Genomic DNA, 15,662 nt, shown 5'->3' with positions numbered 1-15,662 from the left:
GAGAGCACGTCGGGGGCGGCTGTCCCGGCCCCGGCCGGCGTCGGGCCGCGGATGCCGCGGCTCCTGCCGGGCGAGGGCGCATCATGAGGGCAGAGCCCAGCGCGTGGTGCGAGTCGCCGTCGTCGCCGCCCTGGTCGCCGTCGTCCTCCTCGCCGTTCCCCTGGCCCTGGCCATCCGCTCGGCCTTGTACGCCGGCCAGCGCGACACCCTGGAACGGGCCGCGTTGGCCGCGGCGGTGCGCGTGAATCCCGACTACGCGACCGGCGACCCGGCGGAACTGCCCGCACCTCCGGCCGGTGGACACCTCGGCCTCTACGATCCGCGGGGGCGGCTGCGGGCGGGCGGCGGCCCGGCGACCGCCGACGCCCCGGCCGGCCGGGCTTTCGCCGGCGGGGCCGTTCGGGCGCGGTCGGGGGGCGACCTGGTCGTCGCCGTGCCCGTCCCGCACGCCGAGCAGGTGATCGGTGTCGTACGGGCGTCCTCCCCGGCCGTCGCGGTGCGTGACCGGGTCCTCTTGGCGTGGGCGGCCCTGGTGGGCGTGGCCATGGTCGCGCTGGCCGTCGCCGTCCTCGTCGCCCGCCGACAGGCACGCGCGCTGGCCGCGCCGCTGGAGGACCTCTCCCGTCACTGCCGAGCCGTCACCGAAGGAGACCTGGGCGCCCGGGCCGCCCCCTCCAGCATCAGCGAGCTCGACCAGGTGGCCCACACCCACAACGAGATGCTGCACAGCCTCTCCGAGCTCCTGCGACATGAACGCGATTTCGCCGGCAACGCCTCCCACCAGCTGCGCACCCCGCTGACCGGCCTTCAGCTCACCCTGGAGGCCGGCCTGGCGCAGGACGACGACGCCCGGCTGCGCCCCGTCCTCGCCGAGGCCCTCGCCGCCACCCGCCGGCTGCACCACACGGTGGAGGAGGTACTGCGTCTGTCCACGCCCCGCGCGCTGCCCCGGACCAGGGCGGCCGACCGGCCCCTGGGGCAGGTGCTGCGGGCGGCGGAGGGCCGCTGGCACGGTCCGTTCGCCCGGGCCGGCAGGCGCTTCGAGTGTCTGGCCCGGGACGTCCCGGACGACGTTCCCGTCGCCGGCGGACCCGTCACGGAGATCCTCGACATCCTGCTGGACAACGCGCGCGTCCACGGACGGGGCACCGTCCGTCTGGTCGTGCGCGACCTCGACGACGCCCTCGCCTTCGACGTCACCGACGAGGGGCAGGTGCGGGGCTCGGCGGAGGGATTGTTCGACCGCGGCCACAGCGATGGCGGGCAGGGAGCCGGTATCGGTCTCGCCCTCGCCCGCGATCTGGCGGACTCCCTCGGCGGGCGGCTCTCCCTGACCGGCACCGCTCCGGCCACCTTCACGCTGCTCGTTCCCGTACACCGTGAAGACTGAAGGCCAGGATTGCGTTCAGCCCGGTGTCGCCCATGCCGGGCGCCGCGGACGGGCCCGTACGACACGGTTCGCGGCCGTCTTCTGCAGCAGGCCGTAGGCGAGGACGGGAAGCAGCAGGTGCGGCTTGTCCGGGAGCACGGTGGTGATCAGCACGGCGCTCGCACTGCTGTTGTTCATGCCGCAGGCGAGCGTGAGCGACGAGGCGGAGGACGGGTCCAGCCGCAGCAGCCGGGCCGCGCAGCGGCCCAGAGCGAACGACAGCAGGCAGACCAGCGTCGCCACGACCAGCGCTGCACCCAGCAGCAGCGGGCGCGGCCGGGCGACGAAGGAGCCGAGGGCGCCACTGGCGTTGACGTACGTCAGGACGAGTGAGCCTGCCAGGGCCACGGGCACGGTCACCCCCACCATCCGGTCGAGCCAGCACGGGGGCAGGGCGAGCCGGAGCAGGATGCCCGCGGCACAGGGGAGCACCACGCCCGCAAGGGGGAAGCCGCCCCCCGCCGTGTGACCGGTCGCGGCGAGCGAGCCGGCGTAGCCGCCGCGGAGCAGCGGGGACAGCAGCTGGATCACCAGGGGTGTGGTGAGCGGGCTGAGAAGAGTGGAGGCGAGCACCAGTCCCACCATGGTGGGCTGGTCGCCGCCGCCCTTGCCGGTCCATACCGTGGCACCGGCCGCGACGGGCATCGCCACGATCAGGATCATGGCGGTGACCAGGCCGCTGCCGCCGTCGGTGTCGGGCGACCGGTGCAGCAGGAAGGCCAGGAGAGGGATGATCAGCAACGGGATCGCGAGGTGCAGCGCGAGCCCCGCGAGCAGTGCGCCCGGGCGCCGCAGTACGCGGCCCATGTCACGGACGGGGACCTGGAGTCCGGCCGAGAACAGCACCAGCGACAGCAGGCAGGGCGCGGTGGACAGCGGCAGGTGGAGCAGTGGCCCGAGCGGGAGGGTGTGGGTGCGGCGCAGCCACAGGCCGGGGCCCGGCAGGACGAGGGCGGCGGTGTAGGACAGGACGACGCCGCGGCCGAGCCGGCGCCGCAGCCAGGTGGTCGCGGGGTCAGTGGCCGCGGGAGCGGTGATCGGAGCGGGCAAGGCGGCCTTCTTCTTCCGTCGCGGGGGCAGGGGCGGGACGGAGGGCCGTTATGCGCAGAGAGTGTGCGTGGGTGTGCATGCCGCCATGCTCCTCCTGCGGGACCGGCGGGGGCGGGTGGTCCACGGCGGCGGTCAGGATATGTTCAGGTGCCCGGTGACACGGTCGGCACCATGACTCATGAAACGTCTGAGAGCCAGGTGGTGCCGGAGGCCGGCCAGGCAGCCCCTTCCCGTCACCGGCTGCGCTGGAACAAGGTGCCCGAGGTCACCGTCTACTTCTGGTTGATCAAGGTGCTCTGCACGACGGTCGGTGAGACCGCAGCAGACCTGCTGAACGAGAAGGCCGGACTGGGTCTTACCGGTGTGTCGGTGCTGATGAGCGCTCTGCTGGCCGTCGTCCTGGTGTTCCAGTTCCGCACGCGCGCCTACCGGGCGGGCGTGTACTGGCTCGCTGTGGCGTTGATCAGCGTCGTGGGCACCCTGGTCAGCGACAACCTCACCGACAACATGGGCGTCCCGCTGGAGACCACCACGGTCGTCTTCGCACTCCTTCTCGCGGTCGTGTTCGTGGTCTGGTACCGGCGCGAGCGGACCCTGTCCATCCACAGCATCGACACCACCAGCCGCGAGTCCTTCTACTGGCTGGCGGTCCTGTTCACGTTCGCCCTGGGCACCGCCGCCGGCGACCTGGTCTCCGAGCGCATGAACCTCGGGTACTGGCTGTCCGCCGTCCTGTTCGCGGCGGCCATCGCCGCAGTGGCCATCACGCACTTCGCGCTCGGCCTGGACGCGGTGTGGAGCTTCTGGATCGCCTACATCCTCACCCGGCCCCTCGGAGCCTCGATCGGCGACTACCTCTCCCAGGCCACCGGCGACGGCGGCCTCGGCCTGGGCACCGTCGTGACCAGCGCCCTGTTCCTGGCGGTCATCCTCGGGCTGGTCGTCTACCTCTCCGTCACCCGCAGGGACGTGGTCGAAGCGGAGCAAGCGGGAACGCATACGGCCTGATCCGCGGCGACAGTGGCGTTCAGGAACCGTTCAGGCCGGCGCTGTCAGGGCGGACGGTCCCGGCCGCACCTGACGGCCGGCTCATACCACAGGGCGCTCGTCACCGTTTCGGGGCGGGCGCTCCGCCGTTCGGCCGGACAGGAGCAGGTTCCTCGGAGAAGCATTCACCGACCCCGACGTGGCGGGCACGTCGAGTACGGCCAAGTCGGTGATGTGGAAACGGCCTGAGGTCACGCTGCTGTTCTGGACCAGTACCTCTCTAACGGTGCCGAGTCGCTCGGCTGGGGCCCGCAGGGCCTCGGCCTCGGGCATCCGGCAGGAGGGGCGATTGCGATCTCGATTCTCCTCGCCTTCGTCCTCACCCGCCCGCTCGGCGCCACCGGCGGCGACTTCCTGACCGAGCCGGTCGCCAAGGGCGGCCTGGGTGACCCCGCCACCGTGCAGCGACAGTCGGCGGACGAGGGACGAGGGACGAGGGCCGGCACCGGCTGCGTCCGTGACCGTGCCGGTGCACGGCTGCGGACGGGGAACCGGCTATCCAGCCGGCAGGCTGACCGTGAACCGTGCGCCGGGCGTGTGTGCCGGGTCGTGGGACACCTCGCCGCCGACGGCGCGGGCCAGGCGGCGCGCGAGCGGCAACCCGAGGCCCGCGCCGTCGTGCCCGTCACTGGGATCCGCGCGCCGACCGGGCTGGAACAACTCGTCGACGAACGCCTCCGGCACACCGGGGCCGTCGTCGACCACGTCGATCCGCACGGCGCCGGGCAGGCGCCGGGCCGACACGGTCACGCCGGAGCGTGCGTAGCGGGACGCGTTGGCGAGCAGGGGGCCGATGATGCGTTCGAGGAGAGCGGGCGCGACTCCTGCCTCCAGCACCGGGGCCTCGTTCTCGGCTGTGACCTTCACCCTCTCCGGTGTGTCGAGATGCCGGATCAGACGATCGAGGACCGGTACCACGTCGGTCGTTCCCGGGGCGGTGGACGGCGGGTGCAGCGCGTTGTCGCGGGCGTCGTCCAGCAGTGTGTCGCAGATGGTGCGCATGGACTGTGCCGCCTCGGCGATCACCTCGTGGGTGGCTCGGGTCTCGGCCTCCGAACGAGGGCGGGCCCGCCACCAGTCGAGTTCGATGATGATCCGCGTGAGCGGGGTGCGCAGCTCGTGGGACAGCTCGCCGGTCAGCTGTTGTTCGTGGCGCAGCACGGTGCGGATGCGGTCCAGCAGCGAGTCCAGCGAGACACCGAGGCGGGCGAGCTCGGCCGGATGCTCGTCCGCGCCGAAGCGGTCGTCGGAGCCCACGGCGCTCCACTCGGTGGCCTGGTCGGTCATCGTGCGCACCGGCCGCAGTGCCCGGCCGACGGCCAGACGCGTGAGCACGTACGTGCAGCCGAGCATGACCGCGTCCAGGGTCAGGGATCCCAGCAGCAGGGTGTCGGCCGAACTGCGGTAGGGGGTGAGGTCCAGTGCGGTGACGACGGTGGCGGTGGTGCGGCGGCCGGAGAGGGGCTGCGCGCACAGGCGGACGGGCCGGTGACCATGGGCGTCGACGGTCGCGCAGGCGTGCGCGTGCCGCGCGGTCAGCCGGTCGGCGGCCTGGGTCAGCGTGCTGCCGGCCGTGGTGGACGGGGGTCTTTCGAGCAGCCGTGGGCCGTCGTAGATCCATACGTTCGCGTCGAGGAGGTGGTCGTTGACGGTGTCCAGAACGCGCACCCGGGGGCCGTTGGTGTCGACGGTCGTGGCCACGGCGGCGGCCCGGGCACCCAGTTCGCCGTCCGCCTGGTGTTGCAGATGGCGGTCCATCACGGCGGTGAACACCACGGTCAGGATGGCCATCAGCAGGGCCGCGGTGGTCAGTGCCACGAGGGAGAGCCGACCGCGAAGGGTGCGGGGCGTCAGAAGGCGCAGAACACGGCGATGGTTCATGACAGGTGGTGTCCGATTCCGCGTGCCGTGCCGATCGTCAGCGTGCTGCCGGCCTCGCGGAGCTTGCGGCGCAGCCGGGTCAGGTACTGGTCCAGGGTGTTGTCACTCACGTGTGCGCCCTCGGGCCAACCGGCCCTGACCAGCTCGCGGCGGCGCACGGTACTTCCGCGTCCGGCGACGAGCGTGGCGAGCAGCCGGAACTCGGTCGGGGTCAGGGCGACACGGGCACCGCGCACGGTGACGCTGTGCCCGACCGCGTCCAGGACCAGGTCTCCGGACGTGGCCGTCGCAGCCGGCGCGGCCCGCCTGAGGGCGGCTCTGAGCCGTGCGGCCAGCTCTGCGAGGTGGAAGGGCTTCGGCAGGTAGTCGTCACCGCCGGCGGAGAAGCCGGCCAGCCGGTCGGTGAGCTGGTGCCGGGCGGTCAGGAAGATGACGGGGGCGAGGAAGCCGTTGGCGCGCAGCGCCTGGCACACGTCCCGTCCGTCCGCGTCCGGCAGGCCGACGTCCAGGACGGCGGCGGCGACGTCGTCGATGGCCAGCCTCAGGGCGGTGGCGCCGTCGGCGGCGAGGACGGGGTCGAAGCCCTCGTCGCTCAGACCCCGGCGCAGCACGTCACGCAGAGCGTGGTCGTCCTCGACGATCAGAATCTTGTGGCGCATGGCTCTCCAGCGGCTCCTCGGCCGGAAACTGCTCGTACCGTCACCGGACGATCTGTTTATGAGGCAACGAGCAGGGGACGCAGCCGCCCGGACACGATCCACCCGACCAGGATCTCCGATCGTCTGCGCAGCACGGTCATCATCAGGAGGCCGGCGAGTCCGCCGACGGCGAGCCCGGCGAGGATGTCATGCGGATAGTGAGCGCCCACCCAGACCCGGGATGCCGCCATCGCCAGCGCGGCCACGGCCCCGACCGAACCCAGCCGCCGTGAGACGAACAGCAGGGAGACCGCGGCAGCGGCGGCGATCGCCGCATGGTTGCTGGGAAACGACCAGTCGCCGGGAGCCGGACACGCCTCCAGCACCCGCACGTGCAGGCTCTGGCACGGGCGGTCCTCGCGCACCGCCAGCTTCACGACGGCGTCGACGCCGAACGCCAGCACGACGACCAACGGCACCGCCAGCGCCGTCACGGCGGCTGCGGGACCCACTCGCCGGGCGCGCCACCAGCCGACGGCCGCGAGGACGCCGAACAGCGCCAGTCCGTACGTCGACCAGAACGACACCAGGTGGTCCAGCCAGCCGGGCGAGCGCTGGGCCAGGTGTACGACGTCCAGGTAGGCGGATCCGTCGATCGAGGACCCGTCCACGGCCATGATCATCCCTGCTCCTCCCGCGCCTTGGCCGCCCGGCGGGATCGGAGCACCTCGGACAGCAGAGGGATCAGCGACACGAGGACGATCAGCGCGACCAGCGGCAGCAGGTAGCGGTCGACGTCGGGAACCGAGGAGCCCAGCGCGTAGCCGGCGAGGGTGAGGCCGAGGCTCCACACCAGGCCGCCGATCACCTGCCACAGGGTGAACGTCCGGACCGGCGCGCCCAGCGCACCCGCCATCGGGTTGAGCACCGTCCGCACCACCGGCACGAAACGGGCCAGCACGATCGCTTTGGCGAATCCGTACCGCTCCAGCAGCTCTTCGGCCCGCTGTGCTCCCTCGTGCAGCCGCTTGGAACGGCTGCGGGCGAGCAGCGCGCCACCCGCCTTCCGGCCCAGCAGATAACCGCACTGCGCACCGGCGAGCGCACCGAGGGCCGCCGCGACCAGCAGCGGCCCCAGCGAGAGGTGCACCGCTCGGTCGGCCGTGCCGCTGCACAGGAGGCCCGCCGTGAACAGCAGCGAGTCGCCGGGCAGGAAGAAGCCGACCAGCAGTCCTGTCTCGGCGAACATGACCACGCCCACACCCAGCACGCCGAATGCGGCCAGCAGCGACCGGGCGTCCAACACGTTCACAGCCAGCTGCGCGGCCAGGTGCGGTGGTGTGGTCATCGAGCGCGGGCCTTCCTGAGCGACTACAAGGATGTAGACGTACGTTTCGTGAACTATAGACGAATGGCGAGCGGGAAGCGTGCCCGGTCGCCCAGGCGGCCGTCAGTTGCCTGGCGCACTGCCACCGAAAGGGTGAACGACAGGGGCACCGGCGCTGCCGTCCCGGCGCCCGTGCCGCCGCCGTGAGGGCCACCCGTGGTCGCACAGCCGGCCCACCTCATAGCCCCGCTCCGCGCAGGTGTCGAGGATGCGGGGAAGTGCGGCCGGGGCCGAACGCCAGGCGCCCGGAGCGGAGGTGCAGTCCGAGTCGTGGAGCAGGATCGTGCCACCGCCGGCCAGGTCGGCGGTCACCGTGCGGTGAACCGACTCCGGTGTGGCCCGAGCCGTCCGGTCCCCGTCCGAGCAGGTCCACAGTACCGGGGGAGAGTCCGAGGCGGCGGGCCGCAAGACGGGCGGAGGCGGACATCACACCGCAGGGCGGTCGGAACCGCGTGGGCCGGTTGCCGGTGATGGAGGCGACCGTTTCGCGGGCACCGGCGAGGTCGTCGTACACCGCACGTGGACCACGCGGCAGCAGGGGCCGGTGCAGCCAGCCGTGCACCGCGATCTCGTGGCCGGCCGCGGCCATCTCGCGGACCAGACCGGGGGAGCGGTGGGCGGCGAGCCGGTCCCGGGCCGCGACCTTCTCGAACCAGCCGCGCGGTTCGGTCAGATCTCGTCGTTCTCTTCCAGCTCTCCGTAGGTGAAGTGCGAGGCCGCCGTCTCCCTTCTACAGGCCGGTGTGGGGCGGCGCCTGAAGGTGCTGGGCACCATCCGCGTGGAGAACGCGGTGGCAGGCTGCTCGGCTCGCTGGGAGCCTGGTAGGCCGACTGGCGACTGTTACTTTTGCTTCGAACGGCACGTACGACAGCCCCGCACATGCACAGCGTCACGCTGCACGGAGGGATGCCGTGGACAGCCCCGATATGCGCAGCACGCCTCGCCCGGAAGGGGCGCCGGAAGAGTCGCCCCTTCCCGGCATGTCGCCGTGGCGCTTCGTCGTGGCCTTCGGGGTCGTCAGCCTGCTGATGGACTTCGTCTATGAAGGCGCCCGCTCCGTAACCGGCCCACTGCTGGCCCACCTCGGTGCCTCGGCCGCGGTCGTCGGCGTGGTCACCGGCGCGGGGGAGGCAGCCGCGCTCGGGCTGCGCTTGGCCTCCGGCCCGCTCGCCGACCGGAGCAGGCGTTTCTGGGCATGGACGATCGCCGGGTACGCCCTGACCGCTGCGTCCGTTCCCGTGCTCGGCCTGACGGGTGTGCTGTGGGTGGCCTGTGCTCTGGTGGTCGCCGAGCGGGTCGGCAAAGCGGTCCGCTCCCCGGCCAAGGACACCCTGCTCTCGCACGCCACGGCCGCCACCGGCCGTGGGCGCGGCTTCGCCGTGCATGAGGCGATGGACCAGGTCGGGGCGCTGCTCGGCCCGCTCACGGTGGCCGGAATCCTCGCCGTCACGGGCGCTGACTACGCCCCGGCGCTCGGTGTGCTGGCCCTGCCCGGCGTGGCCGCGCTCGCCCTGCTGGTGTGGCTGCGCGCCCGCGTGCCCGACCCCGTGGCCTACGAGGCCACGGCCGACGAGTCCGGCGCCGGAACTCCGGCGCCCGGCCCGGCGCCTCGGCCGAAGCTGCCGCGGGCGTTCTGGGTGTACGCGGTCTTCACGGCGGCCACGCTGACGGGCTTCGCCACCTTCGGAGTCCTGTCCTACCACTTGGTGGCTCGCCACCTGCTGCCCACCGCCATGGTGCCGGTGCTCTACGCGGCCGCCATGACCGCCGACGCGCTCGCCGCGCTGGCAACCGGCTGGCTGTACGACCGCTACGGTCCCCGTGTGCTGGTCGTGCTGCCGCTGTTGTCCGCGAGCGTGCCGCTGCTGGCGTTCACCGACACGGTGTGGGTCGTCGTGCTCGGTGCACTCGTCTGGGGCGCCGCGGTCGGCGTCCAGGAGTCGACCCTGAGGGCCACGGTTGCCGACATGGTCCCCACCGGCCGCCGAGCCACCGCCTATGGCGTCTTCGCCGGGATCATGGGCGCCACCGCACTGGCCGGCGGTGCCCTCACCGGGACCTTGTACGACCTCTCCATCCCGATCCTGATCGGCACTGTCGCCGCCATCCAGGCCGCCGCTCTCGTCCTGTTGTGGGTGATGCACGTGCCGCGCGGCCGATGAGAGGTCGCCGCGACACTGGAGTACCGGGGCAACCGGCGCGCCGGCGTCCATGACGTCATCAGCCCGCGGAACCGCTGGAGGCGGGCGAGTCCGTAGTGACCGTAGTCCGGTGGCTGGGGTACTCCGCGCCGGCGATCACCCCCGGTTACTATGCACACTTCGTGCCGGAAGCCGGAAGCCGGAAGCCGGAAGCCGGAAGCCGGGAGCAAGGGGCGGACGGACATCGATCCGGCACCTCGGAGGGCGGCCATGGATCGTAAGGCTGAAGGGGCAGGTCGGCTGCGGAAATGATGAGACACGTCACTGCCACCCGCTACGTCCGGCCCCTGACCGCCGGCGGCTCCGTCCCCGGTGTCGTCGAGGCCGACGACCTCGGCACGTACGTCGTGAAGTTCACCGGTGCGGCGCAGGGGCACAAGGCGCTGGTCGCCGAGGTCGTCGTCGGGGAACTCGCCCGCGCGCTCGGCCTGCGCTTCCCGGAGCTGGTCCTCGTCCGCTTCGACCCCGCCATCGCCGCCGCCGAGCCGCACCAGGAGGTGCGCGAACTGCACAGTGCCAGCGCGGGCGTCAACCTCGGCATGGACTACCTGCCGGGCGCGCGGGACCTCACGCCGGAGATCGCGCGGGTCTTCCCCGTGGATCCGCTGGAGGCCGGCCGGATCGTGTGGCTGGACGCGCTGACCGTCAACGTCGACCGCACGGTGCACAGCTCCAACCTGATGGTCTGGCCGACGCTCGGCACCGTGCCGCCGCGGCTGTGGCTCATCGACCACGGCGCGGCCCTCGTCTTCCACCACCGCTGGGACACCACGGCCCCGGGCCGGGCGTACGACTTCCGGCACCACGCCCTCGGCCAGTACGGCCCCGACGTGCGGGCCGCCGACGCGGAACTGGCGCCCCGCGTCACCGAGGAGCTGCTGCGCGGGATCGTCGCCGAGGTGCCGGACGCGTGGCTGGCCGAGGACGCCGGGTTCGCCACTCCCGACGACGTCCGCGACGCCTACGTCGGCTATCTCCTGGCCCGCGTCCGGCTCTCCGCCGAGTGGCTGCCCACCGACTTCCCGAGCCGTGACGAACTGGCCGCCGAGGAGGCCGCACGCGCCGCGAGGACGCAGGCGGGCCGCCCGGACTGGCTGAAGTGGGTCCCCGACCTGCACGGCGGGCCGGGGACGGCCCAGGACGGGGCGGCGCGCCCCCGGTGAGCGGTGAGGCCGGGGCCGGCTACCGCAGCCGCTCGTACGCCGGCAGGGTGAGGAAGTCGGCGTAGTCCTCGTCCAGGGCCACCTGGAGCAGCAGGTCGTGCGCCTCCTGCCAGTGCCCGGCCGCGAACGCCTCCGCGCCCAACTCCGCGCGGATCGCGTCGAGTTCCTCGGCGGCCACCTTGCGGGCCAGCTCCGGCGTGGCCTTGTCGCCGTTCTCGAACTCGACGCCCGCGTTGATCCACTGCCAGATCTGGGAGCGGGAGATCTCGGCGGTGGCCGCGTCCTCCATGAGGTTGAAGATGGCGACCGCGCCGAGACCCCGGAGCCAGGCCTCGATGTACCGGATGCCGACCTGGACGGCGTTGACCAGGCCCGCGTACGTCGGCCTGGCGTCGAGCGAGTCGACGGCGATGAGGTCGGCGGCCTCGACGCGCACGTCCTCGCGCAGCCGGTCCTTCTGGTTCGGCCGGTCGCCGAGGACCTTGTCGAAGGACTCCATGGCGATCGGCACCAGGTCGGGGTGGGCGACCCAGGAACCGTCGAAGCCGTCGTTCGCCTCACGGTCCTTGTCGGCGCGGACCTTCTCGAAGGCCACCCTGTTGACCTCGGCGTCCCTGCGGGACGGGATGAAGGCGGCCATGCCGCCGATGGCGTGTGCGCCGCGCTTGTGGCAGGTGCGGACCAGGAGTTCGGTGTACGCCCGCATGAACGGGGCGGTCATCGTGACCGCGTTGCGGTCCGGGAGGACGAACTTCGCGCCGCCGTCACGGAAGTTCTTCACGATGGAGAACAGGTAGTCCCAGCGGCCCGCGTTCAGCCCCGAGGCGTGGTCGCGCAGTTCGTAGAGGATCTCCTCCATCTCGTACGCGGCCGTGATCGTCTCGATCAGCACCGTGGCGCGGACGGTGCCCTGCGGGATGCCGGTGTAGTCCTGCGCGAAGACGAACACGTCGTTCCAGAGCCGGGCCTCCAGGTGCGACTCCGTCTTCGGCAGGTAGAAGTACGGGCCCTTGCCGAGGTCGAGCAGGCGCTGCGCGTTGTGGAAGAAGTACAGCCCGAAGTCGACGAGGGCGCCCGGCACCTGACGGCCGTCGGTGTCGACGAGGTGCCGTTCGTTCAGGTGCCAGCCGCGCGGGCGCATCACGACGGTCGCCAGTTCCCCGGCCGGGCGCAGGGCGTACGACTTGCCGGTGCGCTCGTCGGTGAAGTCGATGTTCCCGGTGTAGGCGTCGCTCAGGTTGAGCTGGCCGAGGACCACGTTCTCCCAGGTCGGCGCGGAGGCGTCCTCGAAGTCGGCGAGCCAGACCTTCGCGCCCGAGTTGAGCGCGTTGACGGTCATCTTGCGGTCGGTGGGCCCGGTGATCTCCACGCGCCGGTCGTTCAGCGCGGCGGGGGCCGGGGCGACCTTCCAGGAGTCGTCCGCGCGGATCGCGGCCGTCTCGGGCAGGAAGTCGAGCGTGCAGGTGCGGGCGATCTCGGCGCGGCGCTCGGCCCGGCGGGCCAGCAGTTCGTCACGGCGCGGGGTGAACCGCCGGTGCAGCTCCGCCACGAAGGCGAGCGCGGCGTCCGTGAGGACCTCTTCCTGCCGGGGCAGGGGCTCGGCGTCGACGATGGCCAGCGGGGACGGCGCTGGTGCGGACATGAGCTGTCACTTCCTTCAGCGGTGGCACCTCGTGCCAAGGGGCACGAACAGGACAGTGAGCGCCCACTGTGCGGTCGGACGCTTCTGATCAGTGGATACTAGTTTCCTCATTGTGGAACTTCAATGGTTTGTTGATGTCGAGATTCTCCGGGTCGAGGCAAGGTGGCGCTCAGTGCCACCCCGTTCACTCCAGGTGGCTCAGGTCGGCCTCGGTGTCGATGTCGTACGGCTCGGCCACGTCCGAGCACTCCACGAGCCGTATCCGGTGCTCGTGCGCCTTCAGATAGGCCCGCGCCCCGCGGTCCCCGGTGGCCGTGCGCGCGATGCCCGCCCAGTGGTCCGCGCCGAACAGCACCGGATGCCCGCGCACCCCGTCGTAGGAGGCCGCGGCCAGCGAGGTCCCGCCCTCGTAGGCGCCGAGCACCCGGGCCGCCGCGGCGGACCCGATACCGGGCTGGTCCACCAGGCTCACCAGCGCCGCGCGCGACCCCGTCCCGGCGAGCGAGGCCAGGCCCGCGCGCAGGGACGACCCCATCCCCTCGGCCCAGTCCGGGTTGTCCACGAGCACGCAGCCGTCCAGCCCGGCGCGCTGCCTCACCTCGTCCGCGCGGGCGCCCAGGACGACGTGGATCCGCCCGCATCCGGCCGCGCGCAGCACCCCCACGGCGTGCTCGACCAAGGGCCGCCCCCGGTGCGTCAGCAGCGCCTTGGGCCGTCCGCCGAGCCGTCTGCCCCCGCCGGCGGCGAGCAGCAGCCCCGCGACGTCCGTCCGCGGTTCGTGGTTGTCCGTCATGGGTCCTGCATACCCGACTGCGACGGAACCGGCCGGGTTTTCCGGCACGGATTCCGTAGGGCTGAATTTCGGTCCGCCCTGTGGCGCTCGCCGTACGGGGTGGCGTTTACTGGCCCGCGCACGACGCCGTGGCGGGGGGAGGGCTGTGTTGCGGAGCTTGGGGCAGAGGCCGGTGACCGGCAGCGACGAGGACCCGAGAGTGGCGGGACTGCGGACCGCGGTGTCCCGGCTGCGCCGCGAACTCGCCGCCCATCCGGCGGAGTTCCCCGACCGGGCGATAGCCGAGGACGAACTGGCGGCACTGGCGGCGATGGCCTGCGGCGGCTCGCCCGAGATTCCGCGCCTGCGCAGTTCCCTGTTACTGGTCGCGGCGGCGATCGGCTCGGTCAGCGCCCTCGCCCGGGGGCTGAGGGAGGTCCGGGACGCGGTGGACCTGTTCGGCGGACCACCGAGACCGTGACGGCCCCGAGAGCGGGCCGGGGGGCGTGGGGACGCACCGAGAGCGTGAGCACGCTGGGCTTGGACCTGGCTGGGCGGGTCCGGGCGGGCGGGTGGCCTGAGGGCCGCGGAGGTCCGCGCTCCCCGGCCGTCCGCCCCGGCGTACGGGGCCTGCGCCCTGGCCGTCCGCCCCGGCGCAGGGGGCCTGCACCGGCCGGGTGGGTGCAGGTGGTTGGGTGTTCCGAGGGGTGCGGGGGGTTGAGGGTTCCCGGCCCTTCGCCCCGGCGCACAGGGGGTCTTCGCTCCCGCCCTCCGTCCCGGCGCCCGGGGGCCTGTCCCGGCCGGTGGCTGCGGGCGGCCGGGTGGCATGAGGGTCGCGGAGGTCCGCGCTCCCCGGCCGTCCATCCACCCCGGCGTACGGGGTCTTCGCCCCGGCCGTCCGCCCCGGCGTACGGGGCCTGCGCCGGCCGGGTGGGTGCAGGTGGTTGGGGGTTCCGAGGGGTGCGGGGGGTTGAGGGTTCCCGGCCGTCCGCTCCGGCGCACAGGGGGTCTTCGCTCCCGCCCTCCGCCCCGGCGCCCGGGGGCCTGTCCCGGCCGGTGGCTGCGGGCGGCCGGGTGGCATGAGGGTCGCGGAGGTCCGCGCTCCCCGGCCGTCCATCCACCCCGGCGTACGGGGTCTTCGCCCCGGCCGTCCGCCCCGGCGTACGGGGCCTGCACCGGCCGGGTGGGTGCAGGCGGTTGGGTGTTCCGAGGGGTGCGGGGGGTTGAGGGTTCCCGGCCGTCCGCCCCGGCGCACAGGGGGCTTCGCTATTACCATCCGCCCCGGCGCCCGGGGGTCTTCGCCCCGGCCGTCCGCCCCGGCGTACGGGGCCTGACCCGGCCGGTGGGTCCGGGCGGCTGCGTGGCCTGAGGGGCGCGGGGGTCTCCGCCCCGGCCGCGCCCCCCTTCCGCTAGGCGCCCGAGCTCGCCAGTACCTGGGACAGTTCGACGGCGACCTGCTGGAGCACCGGCACGATCTTGTCCGTCGCCGCCTCGGTGACCCGTCCCGCCGGCCCGGAGATCGAGATCGCCGCGGCCGTCGGGGACTCCGGCACGGACACCGCCAGGCACCGCACCCCGATCTCCTGCTCGCTGTCGTCGACGGCGTATCCCGCCCGCCGTACGTCCTCCAGCGCCGCGAGGAAGCCCTCCGGCGTGGTGATGGTCTTGTCGGTGGCCGCGGGCATGCCCGTACGGGCCAGCAGGGCCCGCACCTCGTCGTCCGGCACCCCGGCCAGCAGTGCCTTGCCCACCCCGGTCGAGTGGGGGAGCACCCGCCGGCCCACCTCGGTGAACATCCGCATCGAGTGCTTCGACGGCACCTGTGCGACGTACACGATCTCGTCGCCGTCGAGCAGTGCCATGTTCGCGGTCTCGCCGGTCTCCTCGACCAGGCGGGCCAGGTACGGCCGCGCCCAGGTGCCCAGCAGGCGGGACGCGGACTCGCCGAGGCGGATCAGCCGGGGGCCCAGTGCGTAGCGCCGGTTGGCCTGCTGGCGTACGTAGCCGCAGGCGACCAGCGTGCGCATCAGGCGGTGGATGGTCGGCAGCGGCAGTCCGCTGGCCGCGGACAGCTCGCTCAGGCCGACCTCGCCGCCCGCGTCCGCCATCCGCTCGAGCAGGTCGAAGGCACGCTCCAGGGACTGCACCCCGCCGACGGCGGAGGGCTTGGCGGAGTCGGTGGTGCTGGCGCTGGACGTCGGCACGGCGCGTTCCTTTCGGGACTGGCGGGAGGGCAGAAGCCTACCCGGCGGCCGGTTGACTGCCCGCTTGTGCGTAGCTACGTTCTGCTTGCTGGAATTCTAATTCCGCTTTGTGGAAACGTCCAGAGCGGACACCGGTCGCCCGCTGACGAGAAGTGTGCCTCTTGACGGCTGGGGAGGGGGAGTGAAGACTCCTTCAACAGAACGTTGAAGTCCGTTGTGTAGATGTACATCCCGTTTTCCGGATGTAG

General features: G+C 72.7%; 14 protein-coding genes. 5 read left to right on the top strand and 9 right to left on the bottom strand.

The features are described from left to right. Positions 1-103 precede the first annotated feature (103 nt). On the top strand, positions 104-1,390 hold the full coding sequence (locus tag ABZ117_RS02780) for a HAMP domain-containing sensor histidine kinase (protein WP_356816713.1): 1,287 nt from the start codon (positions 104-106) through the stop codon (positions 1,388-1,390). A gap of 15 nt (positions 1,391-1,405) precedes the next feature. Here the strand turns inward: ABZ117_RS02780 and ABZ117_RS02775 are convergent, their stop codons facing one another. Further along, positions 1,406-2,479 carry a bile acid:sodium symporter gene (locus ABZ117_RS02775; RefSeq protein ID WP_356816711.1) on the bottom strand — a complete coding sequence of 358 codons (1,074 nt, stop codon included), beginning with the start codon at positions 2,477-2,479 and terminating at the stop codon, positions 1,406-1,408. Between the two features lie 171 nt (positions 2,480-2,650). Between ABZ117_RS02775 and ABZ117_RS02770 the strand changes: the two genes are divergently transcribed. Then, positions 2,651-3,487: a hypothetical protein gene (locus ABZ117_RS02770; protein WP_356816709.1), complete on the top strand. Its 837-nt coding sequence runs from the start codon at positions 2,651-2,653 to the stop codon at positions 3,485-3,487. Positions 3,488-4,021: 534 nt separating this feature from the next. Here the strand turns inward: ABZ117_RS02770 and ABZ117_RS02765 are convergent. From ABZ117_RS02765 to ABZ117_RS02745, 5 genes are all read right to left on the bottom strand, one after another. Further along, complete coding sequence (locus ABZ117_RS02765) at positions 4,022-5,407, bottom strand: HAMP domain-containing sensor histidine kinase (RefSeq protein WP_356816707.1); 1,386 nt, start codon at positions 5,405-5,407, stop codon at positions 4,022-4,024. Further along, positions 5,404-6,066 (bottom strand): response regulator transcription factor, encoded by a 663-nt coding sequence (locus ABZ117_RS02760; protein WP_356816705.1) that lies wholly within the window; start codon positions 6,064-6,066, stop codon positions 5,404-5,406. Before ABZ117_RS02760 ends, ABZ117_RS02765 begins: the two co-directional genes overlap by 4 nt. Before the next feature lie 56 nt (positions 6,067-6,122). Further along, complete coding sequence (locus ABZ117_RS02755) at positions 6,123-6,728, bottom strand: phosphatase PAP2 family protein (protein ID WP_356816703.1); 606 nt, start codon at positions 6,726-6,728, stop codon at positions 6,123-6,125. Beyond that, positions 6,725-7,393 carry a DedA family protein gene (locus ABZ117_RS02750; RefSeq protein WP_356816701.1) on the bottom strand — a complete coding sequence of 223 codons (669 nt, stop codon included), beginning with the start codon at positions 7,391-7,393 and terminating at the stop codon, positions 6,725-6,727. The genes ABZ117_RS02755 and ABZ117_RS02750 overlap by 4 nt, the downstream gene beginning before the upstream one ends. Before the next feature lie 217 nt (positions 7,394-7,610). Next, positions 7,611-8,021, bottom strand: a complete 411-nt coding sequence (locus tag ABZ117_RS02745; RefSeq protein ID WP_356816699.1) for a polysaccharide deacetylase family protein — start codon at positions 8,019-8,021, stop codon at positions 7,611-7,613. Positions 8,022-8,412: 391 nt separating this feature from the next. Here ABZ117_RS02745 and ABZ117_RS02740 point away from each other — a divergent pair, with 391 nt between their 5' ends. Together ABZ117_RS02740 and ABZ117_RS02735 are read left to right on the top strand one after the other, a co-directional pair. Next, positions 8,413-9,594: an MFS transporter gene (locus tag ABZ117_RS02740; RefSeq protein ID WP_356816697.1), complete on the top strand. Its 1,182-nt coding sequence runs from the start codon at positions 8,413-8,415 to the stop codon at positions 9,592-9,594. Between the two features lie 287 nt (positions 9,595-9,881). Then, a complete protein-coding gene (locus tag ABZ117_RS02735) occupies positions 9,882-10,796 on the top strand; it encodes a HipA family kinase (RefSeq protein ID WP_356816695.1) in 915 nt (304 codons plus the stop codon). A 19-nt stretch (positions 10,797-10,815) separates the two neighbouring features. Here the strand turns inward: ABZ117_RS02735 and aceB are convergent, their stop codons facing one another. Together aceB and ABZ117_RS02725 are read right to left on the bottom strand one after the other, a co-directional pair. Then, positions 10,816-12,438, bottom strand: coding sequence for a malate synthase A (gene aceB, locus ABZ117_RS02730; RefSeq protein ID WP_356816693.1), 1,623 nt, complete (start codon positions 12,436-12,438; stop codon positions 10,816-10,818). 184 nt (positions 12,439-12,622) lie between these two features. Beyond that, positions 12,623-13,231: a nucleotidyltransferase family protein gene (locus ABZ117_RS02725; protein WP_356816691.1), complete on the bottom strand. Its 609-nt coding sequence runs from the start codon at positions 13,229-13,231 to the stop codon at positions 12,623-12,625. Between the two features lie 172 nt (positions 13,232-13,403). On the opposite strand from ABZ117_RS02725, the gene ABZ117_RS02720 reads away from it, so the two are divergent. Continuing rightward, positions 13,404-13,691, top strand: a complete 288-nt coding sequence (locus ABZ117_RS02720) for a DUF5955 family protein (protein WP_356816689.1) — start codon at positions 13,404-13,406, stop codon at positions 13,689-13,691. 928 nt (positions 13,692-14,619) lie between these two features. Here ABZ117_RS02720 and ABZ117_RS02715 read toward each other — a convergent pair. Further along, positions 14,620-15,414 carry an IclR family transcriptional regulator gene (locus ABZ117_RS02715; RefSeq protein ID WP_356816687.1) on the bottom strand — a complete coding sequence of 265 codons (795 nt, stop codon included), beginning with the start codon at positions 15,412-15,414 and terminating at the stop codon, positions 14,620-14,622. Positions 15,415-15,662 lie beyond the last annotated feature (248 nt).

It is taken from the genome of Streptomyces sp. NPDC006309, assembly GCF_040613095.1.
Lineage (GTDB): Bacteria > Actinomycetota > Actinomycetes > Streptomycetales > Streptomycetaceae > Streptomyces.
The sequence above is the reverse complement of the archived record's forward strand: the minus strand, read 5'-3'. Positions and strand labels throughout refer to the sequence as shown.